This is a genomic window from Geothrix sp. PMB-07, assembly GCF_030758935.1.
Classification (GTDB): Bacteria; Acidobacteriota; Holophagae; order Holophagales; family Holophagaceae; genus Geothrix.
This window is the reverse complement of the sequence record NZ_CP132333.1, coordinates 1149337-1171327: the sequence shown is the minus strand read 5'-3', so window position 1 is coordinate 1171327 and position 21991 is coordinate 1149337. Positions and strand designations below refer to the sequence as shown.

Genomic DNA, 21991 nt, shown 5'->3' with positions numbered 1-21991 from the left:
GATTGGCTCCGGGGGAAGGGCCCATGATAGGGCGCGGAGCTTCTGACAGGGCCTAGGAATTCCCGGGCGCCGCCAGGGCCTGTCCCGTATGGGATTCGGGGTGGGTGGTCAGCGCCTCCGGCGGCCCCTGGGCCACCACCCGGCCCCCGGCCGCACCAGCTTCTGGCCCCAGATCGATGACCCAATCGCTGGCGCGAAGGAAAACCAGATCATGCTCCACGGCGACCACGAGATGGCCCTGTCCCGCGACCTGCCGCAACGAATCCACCAGGCGCGTCACATCCTCGAAGCCCAGGCCGCGCGTGGGTTCATCCAGCAGGATGGCCCTGCGTCCCGGCCCCATCTCCGCGAGCAGGGTAGCCAGGCGCAGGCGCTGCCGTTCACCCTCCGACAGGGTGGAGCCCTCCTGCCCCAGCTTCAGGTAGCCCAACCCCATGTCGCAGAGGGCCTGCATGGGCTTGGCGAGAGGGGCCAGACCGGTGAAGAACAAAGCGGCCTCCGCCACACTGGCTTCCAGGACATCGGTGATGGTCTTCCCCTCGACAAGGCACTCCAGCACCTGCGGCTGGAAGCGCTGTCCACCGCAGACATCACAGCCCAGGGCGACATCCGGGAGCAGGTCCATGGCGATCGTGATCACGCCGCGGCCCTCACAGGCCTCGCAGCGGCCGCCGGGCCTGGCTGTGGAGAAGTGCTTGGCCCCCAGCTTCAGGGCCTTGGCCCGCGGCGTCGCAGCGAAGCGCTTCCGCAGCGCCTCGCTGAACCCTGCCAGGCTCGACACCGTGCTTTGGGGGGAAAGCTCCAGGCTGCCCTGCTGGGCGCAGAGCACCGACTCGAAGGTCAAGGGTGTCTCAAGGCCTTCGCAGCCCACTGGGTCGCGCCCCTCCAGGTGATGCTGCAGGGAAGGGGCCAGCACGCCCATGACCAGGCTGGATTTCCCGCTGCCGGAGACCCCGCTGACAGCCACCAGCGCCCCCACGGGAAAGGCCACATCGAGGCTTTGGAGGTTGTGAAGGCTGGCTCCACGCAGGCCCACCGCAGGCAGCGGAGGCAACACAGCAACTCCGCCCGAAGCGGTGTCCAATTTCCCGTCCTGGCGCCCTTCCTTTCGTGCGCGGGACGCTCCTTCCTTCATCGGCCTGGGCGGCCCTGCGGCCACGAGGCGTCCGCCCGCAGGGCCTGCGCCCGGTCCCAGTTCGATCACGTGGTCCGCGGCTGCAATCAGGGAGCGGTCATGCTCCACCAGCACCACCGCGTTGCCGGCCTCCGCCAGCCCGCGGAGCACGCCGCCGAGCCTCCGGACATCCCGCGAATGCAGCCCCTGACTGGGTTCATCCAACACGTAGGTCACGCCCACCAGTCCGCCGCTGAGGGAGGCGGCGAGACGGACGCGCTGAGCTTCGCCACCGGAGAGGCTCGCCATCTCGCGACGCAGGGAGAGGTAGCCCAGCCCTGCTTCAGCGAGGGCCCGAAGCTTGCGCACGACATCTTCACGAAGATCCTCCGTGAGCTTGATCGCCCTGGCGGACAATCCCTGTTCCTCCGCCGTGGCAAACCAATCGAGCATTTCCTGGAGCGGTCGCTCCAGCCACGGCCCCAAACGGTGCGGACCGAACCTGACCCTGCGCGCTTGCTCCTTCAGGCGTTCGCCGTCGCAGGCTTCGCAGGGGACATCGGCCAGAAGAACCTCCAACTCGGCCCCCTTGGCCTCGGCATGGGTCCGCTCGTACTCGCGGTCCACCAGGTCGAGGAGGCCCGCCCACGCGGTCTTCAGGTGATGCACACCCTCCGATTTGCCACGGCGGTACCACCAGCTCACCTCATGAATCCGATCCCCGGTTCCGTACAAGGCGAGCTGTTGGGCTTCGGGCGCCAGCCCGCGCCAGGGCCCCTCGACGCTGAGGCCAGCCTGGCCAGCCGCGTGGCGAAGCGTCGCCATGAACTGGCCGTCGGGTTCGCCCAGGTAGGCGCCGAAGCGTGTGCCCCCCAGGGCGCCCCCATCCAGTGGCAGGTCGGGGTGACTCACCAGCCGCTCAGGATCGCAGCGCTGCAGCAAGCCCAGCCCCTTGCAACGGGGGCAGGCGCCCCGCTCGGAATGCGGTGAGAAATCCGACGCCCACAGCACGGGAAGGCTTTCGCCGCAGGCGCACCGTTCGCCCAACGTGGTCGCCCCGCAGACTGGGCAGGGGCGCTCCCCCGCGCGGGAGAAGATCAGCCGCAGCAACTCATCCAGCTCGGTGACAGAACCCACCGTGGAACGGGGATTGCGCCGCCCCGCCCGCTGGGGGACGGCGATGGCGGCCTGGAGGCCGTGGGCGCTCTCCAGGTCCGCACCGCCTCGGCGCGGCAGCAGGCGCCTCGCCCAGGGTGACACCAGATCCGCAAAGCGGTTCTGGGCCTCAGCCAGCAAGGTGTCGAACACCAGGGAGGACTTCCCGCTGCCTGAAGGCCCCGTCACCACCGTCAGCCCCCGGGCGGGGATGGCCACCTCGATGCCCTGCAGGTTGTGGGTGCGCACGCCCCGCAACTCGATGGCCGTCGCTTCCGAGGCCATGGGGGTTGGCATTGGCTGGGAAGGCCGGGCCCGCAGGGCCGCCCCCGTCAGCGACGCCTCGCACGCCATCAGTGCCTCTGGCCTGCCCCCACACACCAGCCGCCCGCCCTCGGGACCGCTGCCAGGCCCCAGGTCCAACACCTGGTCCGCATGCCGCAAGACCGCTCGGTGATTGTCCGCCACCAGCAGGGTGTGGCCAGCATCCAGCAGACGATCCCAGCTCTCCAGCAGGACATGGACATCCGCCGAGTGCAGCCCGGTGCTGGGCTCGTCCAGAACGATCAGCGCGGCGCCGCGTCCCGCCTTGGCGAGTTCTGCGGCCAGCTTCACGCGCTGAGCTTCCCCGCCAGACAGGGTGGTGGCGGGCTGGCCCAGGGGCAGGTAGCCCAGGCCCACTTCCAGCAGCGCCTTCAGGATGCGCCGGAGTTTCGGCTGATCGGCGAACAGCTCCGCGGTCTCGGCGATGCTGCCCTCCAGCAGGTCGGCCATGCTGCGGCCGCGCACCTGCACCGTCAGCACCTCCGGGTGGAAGCGTCGCCCGCCGCAGGCCTCGCAAGGCAGCTCCACGGTGCCGAAGTGCCGCAACCCCACCTCCTGAACACCCGCCCCTTCACAGGCCTCGCAGCGCCCCCCGGCGGTGTTGAAGGAAAAGTGCCCCCTGCCGAAACCCCGCGCCTTCGCCTCAGGGGTGGCTGCGAAGAGATCGCGAAGGAGGTCGGAAGCGCCCGTATAGGTGGCCGCATTGGAACGGGGCGTGCGGCCGATGGGCTCAGCATCCACCCGGACGATACGCTGGAAGGAGTCCTGGATGGCGCCGCCCGCTCCAAGGCGCTGAACCACCTCCTCCAGCAGCGAGGACTTGCCCGCCCCGGACACACCGCTGACAACGTTCAGAGCGCCCAAGGCCAGCTCGATGGCAAGGTTCTGCAGGTTGTTGCGATTCAGCCCATCCAGTTTCAGGCCGCCCTTGTCGATCCGCGCCGGGCGGATCGGCTCCGGGTCATCCCCCTGAAGCCAGCGCCGGGTCGCGGCGGCACGGCCTTCCGGTGCCTCCAGGAGCTGCGCAGGCGGGCCGCTCCAGAGCAGTTCCCCTCCGGCCTTTCCGGGCCCCGGGCCGAGGTCCACGAGCCAGTCCGCGGCTCGGGCGATCTGCGCCTCGTGTTCGACCACCACCACGGTCTGGCCCTGGTCGCGGAGGCGCTGCAGCACCTGGATCAGGCGGGCCACCTCGCTGGGATGCAGGCCTGCGGAGGGCTCATCCAGCACCAGCAGGAGGCCCCGCAGTTCCCCCAGGGCCAGGCCGAGAAGGCGCAGGCGTTGGGCTTCGCCACGGGACAGACTGGGCGCCGGGCGATCCAGGGAGAGGTAACCCAGGCCCAGATCCTCCATGAGTTCGCAGCGTTCCAGCAGCTCCTGGCGGATGGGATCCAGAATGGCCGCCTCGTCGGCGGGGGCCTGGATCGCCGCCAGGCAGGGGCCGAGGGCCTTCACCGGCATCGCCGCCAGATCCACGATGCGCCAGCCCTGCCAGCTCACAGCCAAGGCCTCCGGACGCAGCCGCGTTCCCCCACAGGCGCCGCAGGGCGAGCTGCGCACGAAGCGCAAAATCGAATCGTTGCGCTTGCTGCGGAGGATCTCCTCCATCACCGGCACAAGCCCGCGGTAGAAGCCCTCGGGCCGCGGCCTGGCGGTGATGCCCGCCCATTTCAGGCGGGATTCCAAGGGGTGCTTGCCATAGGGCACCTTCAACCGCTCAGAGCCCTGCAGCACCACCTGGCGCACCTCATCGCTGAGATCTCTCCACGGCGTATCCACGGATCCGCCGTGGGCGCGCAGCACCTCGTCCAGCACGGCCAGCGTGACTTGCGAATACATGAGGTAGCCGTTGGGCGTGCTGACGCGCAGCGCCCCCTCGCGCAGGGACTTGGCCGGATCGGCCACCAGCAGGTCCAGGTCCAGGCGGTCCTCCACGCCCAGGCCCTGGCATTGGGGACAGGCGCCCGCTTCGCCATTGAAGGAAAACAGGCCGCGGGTGGGATGGATCCCCTCCGGCGCCTTGCCCAAACGGGCAAAGAGCAGCCGGAGGAGGTCCCAGCCCTCTGTGAGGGTGCCCACGGTGGAGCGGAGGTTGGCGTGGTTCACACGCTGCCCCAGGGCCACCGCCGGTCCCAGCCCTTCGATGCTGCGCAGGGCCGGGCGGGATAGCCCCCCCACGAACTGGCGGCTGAAGGCAGGCAAGGTTTCCAGGAAGCGGCGCTGTCCTTCCCGGAATAAGGTGTCGAAGGCCAGGGAGGATTTGCCCGAACCTGACACCCCCGTGATCACCGTGAGGCTGCGCCTCGGAATGCGCAGGTCGAAGCCCTTGAGGTTGTGCTCGGCGGCCCCCCGGATGACGATGTCTTCACTTCCCGCTGCAACCGGTCTCGTTTCCAACAAGGGGGCACCTTTCCATTCCTGGATTCTACCGGTGGATTTCGCCACCGAACCTTTTCGCGCCCCCTGCGTTCTTGTTCATGAGGCCACCGGCCCCAACCCTGAAAGGATCGATGGAACTCTCCCAAGCGCTGCCCCTGGTTCGACGTGGCGATGAGCTGGCCTGGGAGTTCTTTGTCCGCACCTTCCAGGGCCGGGTCTTCGGGCTGGCCTACCACTACACGGCCCAGGCCGAGGATGCCCGGGACCTCACCCAGGATGTCTTCGTGCGCATCTATCAGAACCTGGCCCTGGTGCCGGATGAATCCGGCTGCCTGCCTTGGATCATCCGCATCACCCGCAACGCCTGCATCGACCACCTGCGGCGGCGGAAGGCCCGACCGCCTCTGTGGGATCTGCCTGCCGACGAGCTGTTCGATCTGCGATCCACCGACCAGAACCCCGAGGAGGCCCACCTGGCGGCGGTGCGGAAGACGATGGTCCACCGCGCGCTCCAGGAGCTGACGGATCTGAACCGAGAGGTCATCCTCCTCAAGGAGATCCAGGGCCTGGGTCTGGAGGAGATCGCCGCCATTCTGGAAGTGCCCGTGGGCACGGTGAAATCCCGCTCCAACCGCGCCCGGCTGGAATTGGCCCAGAAGCTCTGCGCCGCGGGCATGGGAGGCTGACATGAACGACTCCCTGCTCCCGCCCCAGGCCGCCTTGGATCTCACCCGGGCCATCCTGGCCCGTACGTCTGGATCGTCCTGCGAACGCCTGCAGGAGCTGGCCTGCGACCTCGTGGATGAAACGCTGGATGCCACCCGGAGCCAGCTGGCCCAGGCCCACCTGGACGGCTGCCCCGGCTGCGCGAGGCTTGTCGCGGCCCTGCGCGCCGCGCAGACGGCGCTGCCCGCCCTGGCCCAGGCGAACCCCGGACCCTGGTTCACCCAGCGAGTGCTGCGGGCCACGGTCCACCGTCCGGTTGCGGCCAGGACGGACCTGCGCAGCCTCTGGTGGAAACTGATGCACCGGCCCCGCATCGCCCTGGAGGCCGCCTACCTGGGCGCCGCCGCAGGCCTCATGGGCATCACCCTGCCCATCCCTGCGCCTTCAATTCCCCTGCGGGTTCCCGCCTTTGTGCAGCCCCTGGGCGCCTCCGCCCAGCGGGTGAAAGCCCAGGTGATCCAGGTCGAACGCCGCAGTGCCCTGACGGTCCAGCAGGGCCTTCGCCCCGCACCGGCATCGCCCGCCGCACCTCGTCCATCCCATTGGCAGCGCGGCTCGGCCTGGATGCGCGCCCAGTTCCAGGCGCTCCGCGGGAATCCGCCCGCCGCTCCGGCCCAGGGAAATCCAACCGGCCCCCCGAACCCCTGAGGCGCAGCTGCGTTCTTCTCTTTGGGCGCCATCCTCACAGTCCTTTTCAACAAGTCTCCTTTCCCCACCCGTTCTCAATTCCCCCCTTCAACCGGGAGCAGCCCATGACCCCCCAGCCCGAATCCGATCCCCACGTGACATCCGTCCCGGTTCCGCCGCCAGCGCCCTACCCCCTTCCTTCGGGGGCGCGGCCCGACTATTTCCGCGATCCCCGCTACAAGTCCCCCATGCTCGCCGCCGTGCTTTCCCTCATGCCCGGCCTGGGCCAGGTGTTCCTGGGCTACACGCGGCTGGGCTTCATCCACGCGGGCACCATCGCCCTCCTCGTATGCCTGATGTCGTCGAACCGCCTGGGCCTGCTGGAACCGGCCGTGGGCATCTTCATGACCTTCTTCTGGCTCTACAACCTGGTGGATGCCTACCGCCGCGCCCTGCTGCTCAATGAAGCCATCAGCCGCATGGAAACGCCGGAACTGCCCGATGGCTTCGGCGCCGTCTCCTTCGGTGGCCGCCTGGCCATGGGCCTGATCCTCATCTTCGTCGGCATGCTCGCCCTGCTGAACCTCCGCTTCAACATCTCCATGGCCTGGCTGGAGCATTGGTGGCCCGCGGGTCTGGTGCTGCTGGGCGTCTATCTGGTGGGCCGGGCCGTGAAAGACCGGGCCGCCCAGGCGGAATCCAGCCAGGGCTGAGCGCCCGCAGGAACCCTCTGGATCTGAACCGCAAGCTCCCTCAGCGGGGCAGGAGAACCCCTGCCCCGCTGGCTCGTTCCCCTTTCCGGCAGCCCGCCTGCCGCTTCGAGGAGACCCCCATGAAGGCTAAGACCGGCTTCGGACACCAGGCTTGGCTGGCATGCGCCCTCGGCCTCGCCCTGACCGGCAGCCTCCCCTTGCGCGCCGAACCCCAGGGCGTGCGGGAGGCAGGCGCTCCAACCTCCAGTCAGGCTCCTCTGCCCGCCTCTTCCGCCTTGAAGCGCTGGTGGCAAAGGATGGGCCGCCACCACGTGATCCTGAAAACCGATGACCAGGGCACCCTCCTCATCGAGGCGGGTGGAGGCCTCCCGGAACGGGTCTACCGCGCCTCGCGGGAGGCTGATGGCCGCTTCAGGGAAAGCTACCAGGAGAATGGCGCAGCCAAGCCCGTGGACGAGGCCGTTCGGGGCTGGGCCCAGGCCACCCTCCAGGCCGCCCGGCAGGCCGTCCCCCAGCCGCCTGCGCCGCCTCCCCCGCCGGAACCGCCTCCAGCCCCACCGGCGCCCCCCGCGCCGCCCGTCCCACCGCCATTCGGAACGAGCGAAACGGGCCGGTCTCTGCTGCGCGCGGTCGAGAACGATCCCCGCGTCGCCAGCCTGGTGGGAACCCCCATGGCCCTGGGCGACACCCCCAGGGGATCCATCACGTCCTGGGCCAAGGGAGAACCCCACGGCTTCCACCTGTTCTCCCGAGCCGCCGGGGCCAAGGTGGACATCGCCGTGCCCATCCACGGCCCCAAGGGCAGCGCCCTCCTCCGCGTGACAGGAACCCGAACGGAGGCGCAGTGGCGTTTCTCCCGGCTGGAGGTGGAACCCCCGCAGGGAGGCTCGCCGATGAACCTGCTCGCCAGGTAGGCCGCCATCCACGGACGCGCCGCATGGGGCATCCAGGACTCATGACCAGGGGAAAAGGGCCCGAACCTAGGGGAGCCGACGCCTTCCCAGGAAGGGGCCCCATGCCCGTGCTGCGCCCCAACGATCAAACCGCGCTGAAGATCCTTGTGGTGGACGATGATTCCGTCACCCGGAGCTTCGCCAAGGGCGTGCTGGAGGCGGATGGTTTCGAGGTGCTGCTGGCCGAGGACGGCGAGGAGGGCCTGAGGCTCTTCCTCGAAGAAGCGCCCGACCTGGTGCTCACGGACTACAAGATGCCCGGCATCAACGGAGCCGAACTCACCCGTCAGATCCGGGCCTCCATCAAACAGCGTTTCGGAGATCTGCCCCTCTTCGTGCCCATCGTGGTGTTCACCGTGCTGGGCGAGCTGGAGGTGCTGAAGGAATGCCTGGATGCCGGGGCCGTGGAATTCCTCACCAAGCCCTTCAATGGCCCCGAGCTGCGGACGCGCATCCGGGCCATCGCCCAGATGGCGGCCGCCCATGCGGGCCTGCTGGCGCGCGAGGTTGAAGAGCACTACGAAATCTCCGTGCTCAAGCACGTGCTGGGACGGCAGGTGGAGCAGAGCAAGGCTTCGCTCCCCAAGGGCTTCATCATGGAGACGATGTCCACTCGCCGCATCAATGGCGATGTTTGCGCCTACCACGTGGGCGCGCCGGGCATCCACTTCGGCATGATCTGCGATCCCATGGGCCACGGCCTGATGGCGGGCATTTCCGAGATCCCCACCATGGATGTGTTCAACGCCCTTTCGGCGCGGGATTTCCCCCTGCCCGGCCTCCTGTCCGAGATCAACCGCAAGCTGCGCGAGCTGCTGCCAGGAGGCCGATTCTCCTGCGTCCTGCTGTTCCGCATGGACATGCACACGGGGGATTTGTCCGTGGCCAGCGCGGGCATGCCGGACGCCTACGTCTTCCGCCGCGATGGCAGCCTGGTGCGGTTCCCCTCCACCTGCATTCCCCTGGGCATCCAGCGGGAACTGGGTCCGGTGGAAGTGCACCGCCTGCGGTTGGAGGCGGGCGACTGCTTCTTTGCGTGCAGCGATGGCCTGTCCGAAATCGTCGAGGAAGGTGAGTGCCTGGGCCTGTTTCAGAAAGGCGGTGAAGCCCGCTTCACGGACCTGCTGCAGGACCTCATGGATGAGCGCATCCGGGACCGGGAGTTGGCCGATGACGTGAGCTGGTGTCTTTGGCCCTTCCACCCCGAGCAGGCCAGGCCCGCTCGGTCGCTGGATCTGGCGGCCCCTGCGCGCGAAACGGAAACCGGCATCACCCTGCGATTCACCTTCGATCCGCGGGCGCTGAACTACCGTGACCTGGGTTCCAACCTCGTGAGCTTCCTGGGACGCCAGGGCGTGCCCGAGGAGGTCTCCCAGATCCTGGCCCTGCTGCTCTCCGAGGCCATCGTGAACGCCGTGGATCATGGTGTGCTCGACCTGGATTCGGCCCTCAAGGAATCCGAATTCGAGATCTACGAGGCTGCCCGCATCGCCCAGCTGTCGGTGGCGCACGCGAAGTTCGTGGGCGTGGAGATCCTCGTCAACCGCACCCCGGACGGCGAATTCTCCCACCTGTTCGTGCAGGTGTCCGATCCCGGGCGGGGCTTCGATTGGCGGCGGGCTTTGTCCGCGACCGAAGATGCACCCGGAAAACCCCATGGCCGGGGCCTCATCCTGCTGAACGCCCTGGGCCGAGACCTGGCCTTCAACGACATCGGCAATGAGGTGAGCTTCAGCCTCTACGCCGCGGACACCTGATGGCCGCCCTCTACGGTCGACTTGCGCCCTCAGAAAAGGATGTGCTAGGCTTTCCGATCCTTGGGAGGACTATGCGCTGTCTGTGTTGTTGCTGATGCTTCTGGGACCTGACGGTCCCATGGAAAGCCGCAGTCCACACACACAGGGAAGCGACCATGGGCAAGGACAGCCATATCCATCTTCAAGACCGTACCCCCGGGCTTTTTCGCCGCGGAACCAGGTTCGAGGGTCCTCCCCTAACCAACCCATCTGGTTCAGCTGAAGCCGGAAGGGGCCCTGGTCCCGCTTTTGGACATCCCCAACGGGCAGTCATCCTGCTGGAGGTGGATCGGGGTGGTCTGGGTTTCCGGGAAGGAGCTGTTCCCTTTACAGGCCTCCTTCCCAACGAGGAAGCCCTCCTCATTCCGCTGAGCATGCCGGTGGGGAAGGTTGATGTCCTGTCCACCGCCCCGCCCCAAACCGGCCTGTCAAACACCCCCCACGGCGGTTCCCTCGACCGCCTCTCCGAATGGTGGGCCTCATGAATCACCTTTCCGTCATCGCCCGGCAGCTGTCGGGGCTCACCGTGGCCCTGCCGACCCCCTTCACCGAGGAGCACGTCATTGACCTTCCCGCCCTGCGGCGCCTGGTGCGCCGGGCCCTCAAGGGCGGGGCTCAGGCTGTCCTGCCGCTGGGATCCACCGGCGAGGCCTCCGCCCTGGAAGACGTGGAGCGCGACGTGGTCCTCCTCGCGGCCCTGGAGGAAGCGGCGGGACGCCCGGTGATCGTCGGCACCGGATCAAACTCCACCCGGCAGGCCATCGCCTGGACCCGCCGCGCACGGCAGCTGGGCGCCCGCGCTGCCCTCGTGGTGACGCCCTACTACAACCGCCCCACGCAGAACGGCCTGGTGGCCCACTACCAGGCCATCGCCGAGGCCGTTCCCGGCTTTCCCCTGCTCGCCTATAACGTGCCTTCGCGCACCGGCGTGAACCTGGAACCGGCCACACTGAGGGCCCTGTGGCGCATCCCGGAACTCATCGGCGTGAAGGAGAGCAGCGGGGACCTGGCCCAGATCGAGCAGATCGCCCGGGACCTCCCCATGGGCAAACTGCTGCTGGCGGGAGATGACGCCCTGGCCGCGCCGAGCATCGCCCTGGGCGCCCGCGGGCTGGTCAGCGTCCTGGGGAACGCCTATCCCGAATGGGTGGCGGAACTGGTGCGCACGGCCCTGGCGGGGCGCACGGAGGAAGCCGCGCGCCTGCAGGAGCAGCTTGCCCCGCTCATCGAGGCCCTCTTCCACGAAAGCAATCCCATCCCCCTCAAGGCCCTGCTCAAACATCTGGGCGTGTGCGGCAATCACCTGCGGGTGCCCTTGATGGCCGCCTCGCTGGAGACACGCAAGGTTCTGGCCGCCGCCATGCAGAGGGCCCTGGTGGCCTGATGTCCGCTCCCCTTTCATCCCGTCCCCCCCTGGAAGCCGCCATGCCTGAGAACTGCCCCATCTCCCCCGACCTGGTCGATGAACGCGCCACGCGCATCGGCGCTGGCCTTGTGCTGGCTATCGCCCTGTCAGGCCTCTGGCTCGGTCGGTGGTGGATCCCCCTGCTTCTGGCCGCGGATTTCGCCCTGCGAAGCCGCGGATGGACGACCTTCAGCCTCATCGCCCAGGTCGCAAAGGCCCTTCGCGCGGCCGTGGGCTGGGCCCCTCAGCCCATCAATGCGGGCCCCAAACGATTTGCGGCGCTCCTCGGCGCGCTCTTCTCCCTGGGCTTCGCCCTCGCCCTGTGGCGCCAGCACGGCACGACAGCCCTGGTGATCGCATCGCTTCTGCTGCTCTGCGCCGCGCTGGAGGCCTTCTTCGGCTACTGCGTGGGCTGCAAGGCCCACAGCCTTCTCCAGTCCCTGCTCGCCCGGAAGGATGCCGCCCATGCAGCGGACTAAGCGTGCCCACCCCTTGCCGCGCCATGTCGGACGCTGTCGAGCGAGGTCGAACGAAATCCCCCACGAGGCACCCACGAGAGCCATGGAACACCTTTTCCCACCCCAGCGCCAACCTTCCCCTTGGAGACTCCCATGAGCCAGTCCTACCGCCCCGAGACCATCGCCCTGCACGGCGGCCAAACCCCCGATCCGATCACCCTCAGCCGAGGCGTGCCCGTGCACCGAACCAGCTCGTACGTGTTCAAGAGCACCGAACACGCCGCCAATCTGTTCGCCCTGAAGGAGCTGGGGAACATCTACACCCGCATCGGCAACCCCACCCAGGATGTGCTGGAGCAGCGCATCACCCAGCTTGAGGGCGGCGCGGCCTCCCTGGCCGTGGCCTCAGGCACGTCTGCCATCTTCTACGCCATCATCACCCTGGCCCGGGTGGGCGATGAAATCGTCAGCGCCAACAACCTCTACGGCGGCACCTACACCCAATTCGATTCCATCCTCCCCACCTTCGGCATCAAGACCACCTTCGTGGATCCCAAAGACCCGGAGAACTTCCAGAAAGCCATCACCGAGAACACCCGCGCCATCTTCATCGAGAGCATCGGCAACCCCGCCCTGGAAGTGGCCGACATCGAGAAGATCGCCGCAGTGGCCCACCGCAACGGCCTGCCCCTGATCGTGGATGCCACCTTCACCACGCCCTACCTGCTCCAGAGCATCAAGCACGGCGCCGACATCGTGGTGAACTCGCTGACCAAGTGGATCGGCGGCCACGGCACGGGCATCGGCGGCATCATCACCGATTCCGGAACGTTCGACTGGACCAGTGGACGCCATCCCCTCTTCACGGAACCCGATCCCAACTACCACGGCCTGCACTGGGCCTTTGACCTGCCCGATTCGCTGTCCCCCCTCGCCTACATCCTGCGGGCCCGCACCGTGCCCCTGCGCAACCTGGGCGCCGCCATCTCCCCCGACAATGCCTGGCTGTTCCTCCAGGGCCTGGAGACGCTGCCCCTGCGCATCGTGCGCCACAGCGAGAACGCGCTGGCCGTGGCCCAGTTCCTCCAGAAGCACCCCAAGGTGGCCTGGGTCCGGTATCCCGGCCTGACCGGCGATCCCAGCCACTCCCTCGTGAGCCGGTATCTCAAGAAGGGTTTCGGCGGCGTGGTGGTCTTCGGCATCAAGGGCGGCTATGACGCCGCCGTGAAGCTCATCGACGGCATATCCCTCTTCTCCCACCTGGCCAACGTGGGCGACGCCAAGAGCCTCATCCTCCACCCTGCCAGCACCTCGCATTCTCAGCTCAGTGAGGCACAGCAGCGCGAAGGAGGTCTGACGCCCGACCTGATCCGCCTCTCCATCGGCCTCGAGCACATCGATGACCTTCTGGAAGCGCTGGAGGACGGGCTTTCCAAGGCCTGATTCCCTCGCACTTGTCCTTACAATCATCCAGGCCCGCACGCACCCCTCGATCCGGAGTCCCCATGCCCCAGGCGTCCCCCATCCGCCCTCTGAAGCGGGTTGACCGTTCCTCCAGCGATTTCACCGCGCTGGTGGCGGCCATCGTGGCCAGCGATCTGGCGGAACCCCTCACCCGCCACATCGATGCAGGCTCCCTGCCAAACCGGGACGCGGTGATCGATCTGGTGAAGAAGCTGCGCGAGCTGCTCTTCCCCGGATACTTCGGCAAGCAGAACCTGACCACTCAGACCCTCGAGTACTACGTGGGCGAGCTGCTGGGCGAGATCCGGGGCCTGCTCCTTGAGCAGATCCTCAACGTGCTGCGCCACCAGGCCACGCGTCACGGAAGTCCCTGCCAGGATGTGGAGGCCACCGCCGAATCCATCGTGCAGACCTTCCTCGCCGCCATCCCCAGGCTGCGCGCCACCCTCGCCACGGACGTGCAGGCGGCCTTCGACGGTGATCCCGCCGCCGGCGACACCGACGAAGTGATCTTCTCCTACCCTGGCGTGTTCGCCATCACCGTGCACCGCATCGCCCACGAACTGCACGGCCTGAACGTGCCCCTCATTCCCCGCATCATGAGCGAGTATGCCCACGCCCTCACGGGCGTGGACATCCACCCGGGCGCCACCATCGGCGACTATTTCTTCATCGACCACGGCACCGGCGTGGTCATCGGCGAAACCACCACCATCGGCCAGTACGTGAAGATCTATCAGGGCGTCACCCTGGGAGCGCTCTCCACGCGGGGCGGCCAATCCCTTCGCGGTGTGAAGCGCCATCCCACCTTGAAAGATCGCGTCACCGTCTACTCCGGCGCCTCCATCCTGGGCGGCGAAACCGTCATCGGCGAAGAAGCGATCATCAGCAGCAACGTGTTCGTCACCCAGTCCGTGCCGCCGCAAACGCGCGTCAGCGTGAAGAACCCCGAACTGCAATACAAGGACCGCAAGCCCCAGGAATTCAAGCAGGCGCTGCCCGATGACTGGATGATTTGAGGATGATCACCGGCTGGAGGCGAAGGCCAGCAGGCGCTGTGCTGCAGTCTCCAGCAGGTCATCGGTCTTGCAGAAGGCGAAGCGCACCATGCGCGACGAGGCCGGATCGGAGATGAAGCTCGAGAGCGGCACCGTGGCCACGCCGGCCTCTTTCACCAGGCGGGTGGCAAAGGCCACATCATCCTCCTGGCTCAGTGCCGAGTAGTCCGCCAGCACGTAGTAGGCGCCCTGGGGCGGTTGCAGCTGGAAGCCCGCACGGGTCAGCGCGCCGCAGAGCAGGTCGCGGCGCTGACGGTAGGCCTCGGCCATTTCGGTGTAGTAGCCGCGGGGCAGTTCATCCATGGCCACCGCGACGGCGTCCTGCAGGGGCGCGGGCGCGCCCACCGTGAGGAAGTCGTGCACCTTGCGGATGGCGGCCGTCAGCTCCCGCGGGGCGATGATGGTGCCGATGCGCCAGCCCGTGATGGCGTAGGTTTTCGAGGCACCCGAAATGGTGATGGTGCGCTCCGCCATGCCCGGCAGCGTGGCCATGGGGATGTGCACGCCGTCGTAGACGATGTGTTCGTAGATCTCATCGGTGATGACATAGGCGTCATGCCGTTGGCACAGCGCCGCGATGCCCGCCAACTCCTCGGCCGTGAAGACCTTGCCCGTGGGGTTGTTGGGCGTGTTCAGGATGATGGCGCGGGTCTGCGGCCCGAAGGCACGGGCCAACCGGTCAAGGTCCAGGGGCTGGCCCACGGGCAGCGGCACGTTCACGGGCTTCGCGCCGCAGAGCACCGCGTCGGGGCCGTAGTTCTCGTACCAGGGCTCGAAGACCACCACTTCTTCGCGGGGGTCCACCAGGGCCAGCAGCACGGAGGCCATGGCTTCGGTGGCACCGCAAGTCACCGTGATTTCCGTTTCCGGATCCACCGCCAGACCGTAGAAGGCCTGCATCTTCCGCGACAGCGCTTCCCGCAGGCGCTTCGAGCCCCAGGTGATGGCGTACTGATTCACGTCGGCCCGGATGGCCGCCACCGCAGCCTGCTTGATGATGCCCGGCGCCGGGAAATTGGGAAAGCCCTGGGCCAGGTTGATGGCCCCATGCTCGTTGGCCAGCCGCGTCATGCCGCGAATGACCGATTCGGTGAAGCCGTGGGTGCGTTGGGCGGTGCGCATGGTGCTCCAAGGGATCAGGCCTGTTGTGATTGTGGCGCACACACTCTCACTGCGCCAAGAATCCCGCACGGGTCCCGTTTGCGAGAGAATGAACCCGTGCGCTACGACGAACCCCTCTTCCGCCCGCCCAGTGAGGCCGATTCCTTCATCCTCCAGGCCACCCTCGGGTGTTCCTGGAACGCCTGCACCTACTGCGCCATGTACCGGGACAAGCAGTACCGGGTGCGCCCCCTTGACGATGTGTTGGCCGACATCACCGAGGCCGGCGGCCGCTTCGCGGACCTGGTTCGCCATGTCTTCGTGGCCGACGGCGATCCGCTGGGCATGGACATGGGCCATTGGGAACCCATCCTGCGGGCCCTGGCCCAGGCCTTCCCGCGCCTGCGCCGGGTGAGCACCTACGCCACGGCCCGCAACCTGCTGGAGAAAACGCCCGAGGAGCTTCAGCGCTTGCGGGAGCTGGGCCTGTCGCTGCTCTACATCGGCCCCGAATCCGGCGATGACGTCACCCTGCGGCGCATCGCCAAGGGCGCCACCGCCGCCGAGCACGCCGAAGCCGCCCGCAAGGCCCGGGAAGCCGGCATGGACCAGTCCCTCATCTTCCTGTTGGGCGCCGGAGGTCGCGAACGCAGCGAGGAGCACGCGCGGGCCTCCGGGCGCCTGGCCACAGCCATGGATCCCAAGTTCCTGTCGACGCTCACGCTCACGGTGGTGCCGGGAACCCCCATCTCAAGGCTGGAGGATCAGGGGCGTTTCGAGCTGCCCGACGTGCATGAGCTGCTGCAAGAGCAGCGCTGGTTCGTGGAGGAGGCCCAGCCCAGCGGCGCCATCTTCCGCTCCAACCATGCCTCCAGCTACCTGCCCATCGGCGGTCGCCTGCCGCGGGACCGGGATTCCATCCTGGCCGCCATCGATGAAGCCCTGGCGGGACGCGTGGCCCTGCGGCCCGAGTGGTCGCGGGGGCTCTAACGCGTTTTAGCCCTCTATGAACCACACGTGGACGATCCTGCCCTTCGTCACTTCGTAGATGGCCGTGACGGTCACCGGATTGGGCCCCATGCCTTCGGCCTGCTCCTGGTCGATGACGAAGGCACCCTGGGTGATGCGCTTGAGGATCGTCACCTTCAAGGCGGGAAAGCGTTTGAAGAGATCGTCGTAGCCCTTGCGAAGCGCCGCCACGCCCTTTTCCGGGCCCACCCTGCCGTCCATGGTGCGGAATTCAATGGTCGCGTCATAGCAGGCGACAAAGGCATCCAGGTTGTGGGCGTTGTAGGCCTCCACCTGCTTCTGCACCACGACTTCCGGGGTGGCATCAGGGGCCGGTGCGGCGCCCAGGACAAGGGCAGCGGCCAGGATGAGCGATGGGATCATGCGGGCTCCCTCCAACAGGCAGACAGCTGATTGAAGCACGGCCAGGCCCTGTGGCGTCGGATCACTTCAGAAGATGCATGAGCGGGTTGAACACCTGCACCAGGAGACCACCGAAGGAAGGATTGAGGGTCGCCAGCAGGAGCAGAAGGGGCACCAGCACGAAGCGGAAGCCGTTCTCCACCAGCCCCAGGCTCAGCTTCACTTCCCCGGCCTGGGTGCCTTCCATGAGGCTGAGCAGGGGATCCCGCTCCATGTTCAGGATGGCCATGCCCGCCCAGGCGGCCATGATCAGCAGCGCGCCGCAAAGCAGGATCAGCACATCATTCTTCGGTTGAAAGTCGAAAGCCGCCACGCCCAGCACGAGCAGGATCAGCGTGCCCACGGAACCGATGAGCAGATGGCGCATGACCAGGAAGGCCTGACGGATGAAGTGAACCGCCCGCAGGGCCTTGAAGAGATCCACTTCTGCTTGATGGGCCATGGCCCCAGCGGGGTTTTTCCCGCAGGCGGCCGCCACAGCGTCTCCGCAGGCCGTCATTTCGAGGGCCACCGCCAGGCGGACCCGCCACTTCTGATACTCGCCCAGGCCCAGCCGCGTCTTGGAAGTGCCCTCCTCGATGGCATCCAGCGCTTCAAGGTGGGCCGGGAAATCCGGCTCCACCTCCGCCACCCAGTCCCTCTGCTCGTTCAGGATCTCCCGCCCGCGGAGGCTGGACCGATGCATCCACAGCCCCCGGCCCATGGCCCGCATGGCGTTCCACTCCACCAGCCCACCCACCTCGGCGAAGGCCGCGCGATACGAGCTGAAATCGAGCACCTCCAGCACCCGGCGCAGGTCCTGCCAGCCCCGGTGAAACTGCCAGAACAGGAACAGGCTCGCCGTGAACAACCCGCTGGCCACGGCCACCACGACCAGGGTGGCCCCCTGCCCCTCCATCAGCGGCCGGATGATGCCGCCCGGCAGGAACCATTGAAAGCCTGCGAGAATGGCCACGATGGCAAAGGTCCAGGGCTGGAACTGGAGTCCTCGGAGATGGCAGAGTCGAAGGATCTGCGGATCGCTGAGGCCCAGCGGCGCAGGCCAGAAGGCCTCGTGCCCCTGGCGCCGCACCGCGAACCAGGTGCGCAGCAAAAGGGCGAGGCCCGCCGCCAGAAGGACCATGGTCGGCAGCATCGAAATGCCCCGCCCGGGCGACGAGAACCGCAGATAGTTCGGCATGTAGTCCAGGAAATGCTTCGGTCCCCAGAGGGCCATGAGGGCGGCTGGCACCAGCGCCAAAAGCGACAGCAGGAGGGCCCGCATGGCGCCCAGGCGACCGGAGAGGGCCCAGAACGTCAGCCCCACGAGTGCGGCCCACACCAGCAGGCTCATCCCCAGAAAGGGATCCCGCCAGGGCGATCCTCTCAGCACCGCCAGCGGCAGGACATAGCCCATGGCCAGGAAGCTGAGGGTGCCCAGGGCGAGCACCGCACCCGCCAGGAGGTTGCGATAGGGGCTCAGGCCGGGCTCATGGCTGGGCACCTTGGCCACCCCCAGGAGCGGGCCCAGGAACACCCACACCATCGCCAGTCCCAGGCCCACCAGCAACAACGCCAGCTGCCGCAAACGGGAATGCACGTACTGGACGAGGTCTTTGCTCTGGGTGGCCACCTCGCGATACCGCCCTTCGACATCGTGATCCCACACCAACCCGCCCTCACGGGCCACTGCCAACCCACCATGCCGCAGGGGCCACACACTGCCGCCCTTCACGATGGACACGTAGCCCTGGCGCCCCCAGAAGGCCCGCTCGGGATCCTTGGCACGGGCCGGGTCCAGCAGGAGCAGGGTCGCGTAGTAGGTGGCGTATTCACCCTCGGAGGTGAACCGCACCGGGGATTCCAGCTCTCCTTTCTGCAGGGAAAGGGCGCGCACAGAGTCTGTCACGGGATACCCGCCGAACATCACCATGCCATCCATGGCCTGACTGACGTTGGGGTGGGCGAACAGGCTGTGGTTCCCGCTGGTGGTGAAGAGTGTGCACGAAGGATGGTAGGCGCGGATCCGCTCGGCCAGGAACATCAGATCCTGGGGATCACTGGCGGAAATGCCCACGTGGGTATAGCCCCGCCGGGCCAGACTCAGGATCGTTCCCGCGAGGGTGAGCTCCGTGTTCCGGATGGTGTCGCCAGCAAACTGAGGCACCGTATCCAGCCCCCGCTGCGTCTCTTCCTGGGCCGGTCCCAGGAGGCTGGAGGGAAGCACCAGCTCCGAGGCGCCATCCTTCCCCAGGCTGCGCTCCATGGCCTGCCGCTCGGAGCGGAGCCGCGACAGCCCCATGGGAAAGAGGATCTGCGTCATCGCTTCACCGGCCTGCACCTCCCGCCGATAGGCCGTGTTCGCTTCTGTAAACAGCGCCACTTTGGAAGCATCCCGGGGCCAGCCAGCCTCCTTCATGTACCAGCTCAGCAGGCTCTCCTTGGCGGTTCCCGAAAGGTTGCAGAGCCAGGTGGAGATCTCCAGCCGCCTGGGCTCCACGGGACCGAGGGCCTCTCGCAGCAGCTTGGTGCCACTGGCATCGAGGGTGGTGGTGCCCTGGACGCGCACATTCAAGGCAGAAGGATCCTTGAAGTGGGCCTCCAGCCCAGCGCCCAGGGAGGTCAGGCTCCCGGAGAATTGGGGGCCCAGAATCGAGACTCGACGGCCCGCGTCGGCGGGAACCACCCTGGCCGCCAGCTGCAGGGCCTGGCGGAGGGCCTCGCGGTTCACGCCCAGGGCCTGGCTTTCCCCCACGATGAACAGCGCGTGGTAGGCCGGAGCGGCCCCCTCCCGGGCGAACCAGATGAGGCCCAACCCCGGTTCGGGGAAGGCCGACGAAACACCGGCATCTCCCCCTTCTTTCGCTTTGGCGCCCCAGGGCAGGTAGAAGCTCCGGGGCAGGAAATCGAAGGTGCGAAAGGCCCGCTGCACGGCGTTCAGGCGCAGGTCGAACCACAAGCCCATGTTCGTCCGCTGAGGGTCCGGAAGGGTCAGGATCGTCACGTCCACGGGCGCGATGCCAGCCCGGGCCCGGTCCCGCAGGCACTGTTCCAAGAGGGTTCCCACCCCGCCCCTACCAGGGCTTTCCTGGGTCTCAGCGGTTTTGGCAACCGCCGCCATCACGGGCTTGGGACTGGTGGAACCCAGGCCCAGGCCCGGCACCAGCGCAAGCAGGGCCGTGAATCCCACGCCGAGGGTCAGGGGAGAAAAGACCTTGCTCAAAGGAAACCCTGGTCAGGCCTAGAGCGTGAGGGTGGAGGCTTCGCCATCCTCGTGGAGGAGGCGGTCCAGATCCTTCCAGGAAAAGGCGAAGCGGCCTTCCAGTCCCCAATCCGAACCCCAGGAATTGATGGCCCAGACCAATTTCTTCTCCACATCCACACCCAGCAGTTCAAAGGCATGCCCCCCGCGCACGGAGCCGCCCACCTTCACCAATCCCTTGGCATCCGGCTTGTCGAAGCCTTCGTACCAGTTCACCCCCACCTCGACGGGGCCCAGGGTCGAGAGCGTCTTGAGCACATCATCCAGGCTGAAGCACCAGTGGTAGCCCTTGGCCAGGCCCAGTTGCTTCAGCGCCTTCATGGCGCCCAGCACGGTGGAACCGGTATCCTTCGGCGGCCAGGCGCCCACGATGGTGTCATCGTGAGTCGCGTGGCTGTAGACCTTCTTGGCCAAGGCCTCGGTGTAGCGGACACCGGCCTGCCGATAGGGCTTGGTGCAGGCCACGCCCACGGCGCCATTGCCGGTGCAGGAGCCCAGTTCGCCTTGATTGAAGGGCTTGGTCGGCCGATCCCAGGTGTGGGTCTGGATGGCGGCCCCTTTGAGAAGACGCACCGGGAAGTTCCAACTGCGGTCGTCAAAATGGAGGTGCCGCCCCAGGCGCCCGCCGTGTTTCGAGTCGTGCTCGGGGATGAGTCCGATGCGCTGAGGATGCGGTTGATTCGCCATGTTGAACCTCCGGGGATGGATTGGGTCGGATGTTTTCTCGTGTGCAACCTGCGCACCAGTTGGGATGGGCACTCGAAGCTGTCTCAAAACGTGATTTGGATGGTATGGATGCCCAAGCCCAGGGTCACCATGCGCCCCGCCCTGGGTCGAAACACACCCACTGTTCAGGCGGAAAGGGGGTCGTCCAGGAAGCGGGCATTCCCCCTGGGAGCTTGGCCCAGCCCGTACTTCTTCAGCAGCTTGCCCAGGCTGCGCCGCTCCTTGCCAGCCAGCTTGGCCGCCAGACTCACGTTGCCCCCGGCCCGGCCCAGCAAGCCCACCAGGTAGTCGCGCTCGAAGGCCTCCACAGCCTGGGCCTTGGCACGATGGAACAGGAGATCCCCTCCCGTCCTGCTGCGCGCTCCAGGCTTAGGTGCATGCAGGCTCTTGGGCGCGTCGATGCGCATCAGGACACCTTCGGAAAGCAGATACTCCCGGTAGAGGAGGTTCTCGAGTTCACGGATGTTTCCGGGCCAGTGATACTCGTTCATCCATCGCAGGGAATCGGGATGGATGGTTTTCAGCCCGAGGCCGAAGCGCTTATCGCAGGCCTCCAGAAACCAACCGGCCAGCAGTTCCACATCCCCCCGCCGATGCCTCAGTGGCGCCAGTTCCAGGCAGAGGATCCGCAGACGGTAGAGCAGGTCGGAGCGGAAGGCGCCCTTCTCCGCCAGCAGGGGCAAGCTGGCATTGCTGGCGGCCAGGATGCGGACATTCCCGTGCTCCACCCGGCGCGCCCCCAGCGGCCTGAACTCCTGATCCTGCAGGAAACGCAGCAGGGTCACCTGCCCCTTCGCGGAGAGGGCATCCACTTCATCCAGAAAGAGCGTGCCTCCCTCTGCGAGGACCACCAGGCCCGGCTGATGATCCTTGGCATCCGTGAAGGCGCCCTTGCGGTGGCCGAACAGTTCGCTTTCGATGAGGGAATCCGGGATGGCGCCGCAGTTCACCGGGATGAAGGGCCCATCCCGACGGGCGCTCTGGTAGTGGATGGCGCGGGCGGCCAGTTCTTTGCCGGTGCCCGTTTCGCCTTCGATCAACACCGGCGCATCGCAGGCCGCCATGCGGGCCATGAGGCGAACGGTGGCTTGAAAGGCTGGCGATTGCCCAATCAAGGGGCCTCCTTGGATCGGCGGGAAGGTCGTTGGCCACAAATGGATCGATGAGGCACTATAGGCCCAACACATAGAATCACAATAAACATTCAATGCCTTTTTTTAACCATTACACCTAAGAAGTCCAATGTCATGTTTTGCATATGCATTGCGGACATTCATTAGGAAATCGACCTCGGCACCCTTCCCGCAGCCCCCTGCCGAAAGG

General features: G+C 67.0%; 16 protein-coding genes. 10 read left to right on the top strand and 6 right to left on the bottom strand.

The annotated features are described in order from the left end of the window. Positions 1-52: 52 nt before the first annotated feature. Positions 53-4990, bottom strand: coding sequence for an ATP-binding cassette domain-containing protein (locus Q9293_RS05105; protein WP_306250704.1), 4938 nt, complete (start codon positions 4988-4990; stop codon positions 53-55). A gap of 110 nt (positions 4991-5100) precedes the next feature. Between Q9293_RS05105 and Q9293_RS05100 the strand changes: the two genes are divergently transcribed. The 9 genes from Q9293_RS05100 (at position 5101) to Q9293_RS05060 (ending at position 14130) form a co-directional block, all read left to right on the top strand. Continuing rightward, positions 5101-5655 carry an RNA polymerase sigma factor gene (locus tag Q9293_RS05100; protein WP_306250702.1) on the top strand — a complete coding sequence of 185 codons (555 nt, stop codon included), beginning with the start codon at positions 5101-5103 and terminating at the stop codon, positions 5653-5655. A gap of 1 nt (position 5656) precedes the next feature. Then, positions 5657-6343 carry a zf-HC2 domain-containing protein gene (locus tag Q9293_RS05095; protein WP_306250700.1) on the top strand — a complete coding sequence of 229 codons (687 nt, stop codon included), beginning with the start codon at positions 5657-5659 and terminating at the stop codon, positions 6341-6343. A gap of 104 nt (positions 6344-6447) precedes the next feature. Further along, entirely contained in the window at positions 6448-7035 is a 588-nt protein-coding gene (locus tag Q9293_RS05090; RefSeq protein WP_306250698.1) for a hypothetical protein, read from the top strand. Between the two features lie 119 nt (positions 7036-7154). Further along, complete coding sequence (locus Q9293_RS05085) at positions 7155-7949, top strand: cytochrome c oxidase assembly factor Coa1 family protein (protein WP_306250696.1); 795 nt, start codon at positions 7155-7157, stop codon at positions 7947-7949. Between the two features lie 101 nt (positions 7950-8050). Beyond that, a complete protein-coding gene (locus tag Q9293_RS05080) occupies positions 8051-9745 on the top strand; it encodes a fused response regulator/phosphatase (RefSeq protein ID WP_306250695.1) in 1695 nt (564 codons plus the stop codon). Between the two features lie 520 nt (positions 9746-10265). After that, positions 10266-11168, top strand: a complete 903-nt coding sequence (gene dapA / locus Q9293_RS05075) for a 4-hydroxy-tetrahydrodipicolinate synthase (RefSeq protein ID WP_306250693.1) — start codon at positions 10266-10268, stop codon at positions 11166-11168. Then, the gene (locus Q9293_RS05070; protein ID WP_306250691.1) at positions 11168-11668 is read left to right on the top strand and encodes a DUF4395 domain-containing protein; all 501 of its coding nucleotides are present in this window, start codon (positions 11168-11170) and stop codon (positions 11666-11668) included. Before dapA ends, Q9293_RS05070 begins: the two co-directional genes overlap by 1 nt. Before the next feature lie 132 nt (positions 11669-11800). Beyond that, positions 11801-13090, top strand: a complete 1290-nt coding sequence (locus tag Q9293_RS05065) for an O-acetylhomoserine aminocarboxypropyltransferase/cysteine synthase family protein (RefSeq protein ID WP_306250689.1) — start codon at positions 11801-11803, stop codon at positions 13088-13090. 62 nt (positions 13091-13152) lie between these two features. Continuing rightward, a complete protein-coding gene (locus Q9293_RS05060) occupies positions 13153-14130 on the top strand; it encodes a serine O-acetyltransferase (protein ID WP_306250687.1) in 978 nt (325 codons plus the stop codon). A 6-nt stretch (positions 14131-14136) separates the two neighbouring features. Here the strand turns inward: Q9293_RS05060 and Q9293_RS05055 are convergent, their stop codons facing one another. After that, complete coding sequence (locus Q9293_RS05055) at positions 14137-15291, bottom strand: pyridoxal phosphate-dependent aminotransferase (protein WP_306250685.1); 1155 nt, start codon at positions 15289-15291, stop codon at positions 14137-14139. Positions 15292-15387: 96 nt separating this feature from the next. Here Q9293_RS05055 and Q9293_RS05050 point away from each other — a divergent pair, with 96 nt between their 5' ends. Continuing rightward, positions 15388-16260, top strand: coding sequence for a radical SAM protein (locus Q9293_RS05050; protein WP_306250683.1), 873 nt, complete (start codon positions 15388-15390; stop codon positions 16258-16260). A gap of 6 nt (positions 16261-16266) precedes the next feature. Here the strand turns inward: Q9293_RS05050 and Q9293_RS05045 are convergent, their stop codons facing one another. From Q9293_RS05045 to Q9293_RS05030, 4 genes are all read right to left on the bottom strand, one after another. Further along, entirely contained in the window at positions 16267-16662 is a 396-nt protein-coding gene (locus tag Q9293_RS05045) for a nuclear transport factor 2 family protein (protein WP_306250681.1), read from the bottom strand. 61 nt (positions 16663-16723) lie between these two features. Continuing rightward, the gene (locus Q9293_RS05040; protein ID WP_306250679.1) at positions 16724-19903 is read right to left on the bottom strand and encodes a hypothetical protein; all 3180 of its coding nucleotides are present in this window, start codon (positions 19901-19903) and stop codon (positions 16724-16726) included. Between the two features lie 18 nt (positions 19904-19921). Continuing rightward, positions 19922-20629, bottom strand: a complete 708-nt coding sequence (locus Q9293_RS05035; RefSeq protein WP_306250677.1) for a hypothetical protein — start codon at positions 20627-20629, stop codon at positions 19922-19924. 164 nt (positions 20630-20793) lie between these two features. Beyond that, the gene (locus Q9293_RS05030) at positions 20794-21783 is read right to left on the bottom strand and encodes a sigma-54-dependent Fis family transcriptional regulator (RefSeq protein WP_306250675.1); all 990 of its coding nucleotides are present in this window, start codon (positions 21781-21783) and stop codon (positions 20794-20796) included. Positions 21784-21991 lie beyond the last annotated feature (208 nt).

Bases quoted from the DNA above. Each gene is read 5' to 3' on its own strand.
- Q9293_RS05095 (WP_306250700.1), top strand. From the start codon at position 5,657: ATGAACGACTCCCTGCTCCCGCCCCAGGCCGCCTTGGATCTCACCCGG.
- Q9293_RS05080 (WP_306250695.1), top strand. From the start codon at position 8,051: ATGCCCGTGCTGCGCCCCAACGATCAAACCGCGCTGAAGATCCTTGTG.
- Q9293_RS05045 (WP_306250681.1), bottom strand. From the start codon at position 16,662: ATGATCCCATCGCTCATCCTGGCCGCTGCCCTTGTCCTGGGCGCCGCA.
- Q9293_RS05090 (WP_306250698.1), top strand. From the start codon at position 6,448: ATGACCCCCCAGCCCGAATCCGATCCCCACGTGACATCCGTCCCGGTT.
- Q9293_RS05035 (WP_306250677.1), bottom strand. From the start codon at position 20,629: ATGGCGAATCAACCGCATCCTCAGCGCATCGGACTCATCCCCGAGCAC.
- Q9293_RS05060 (WP_306250687.1), top strand. From the start codon at position 13,153: ATGCCCCAGGCGTCCCCCATCCGCCCTCTGAAGCGGGTTGACCGTTCC.
- Q9293_RS05085 (WP_306250696.1), top strand. From the start codon at position 7,155: ATGAAGGCTAAGACCGGCTTCGGACACCAGGCTTGGCTGGCATGCGCC.
- Q9293_RS05055 (WP_306250685.1), bottom strand. From the start codon at position 15,291: ATGCGCACCGCCCAACGCACCCACGGCTTCACCGAATCGGTCATTCGC.
- Q9293_RS05070 (WP_306250691.1), top strand. From the start codon at position 11,168: ATGTCCGCTCCCCTTTCATCCCGTCCCCCCCTGGAAGCCGCCATGCCT.
- Q9293_RS05065 (WP_306250689.1), top strand. From the start codon at position 11,801: ATGAGCCAGTCCTACCGCCCCGAGACCATCGCCCTGCACGGCGGCCAA.
- dapA (WP_306250693.1), top strand. From the start codon at position 10,266: ATGAATCACCTTTCCGTCATCGCCCGGCAGCTGTCGGGGCTCACCGTG.
- Q9293_RS05100 (WP_306250702.1), top strand. From the start codon at position 5,101: ATGGAACTCTCCCAAGCGCTGCCCCTGGTTCGACGTGGCGATGAGCTG.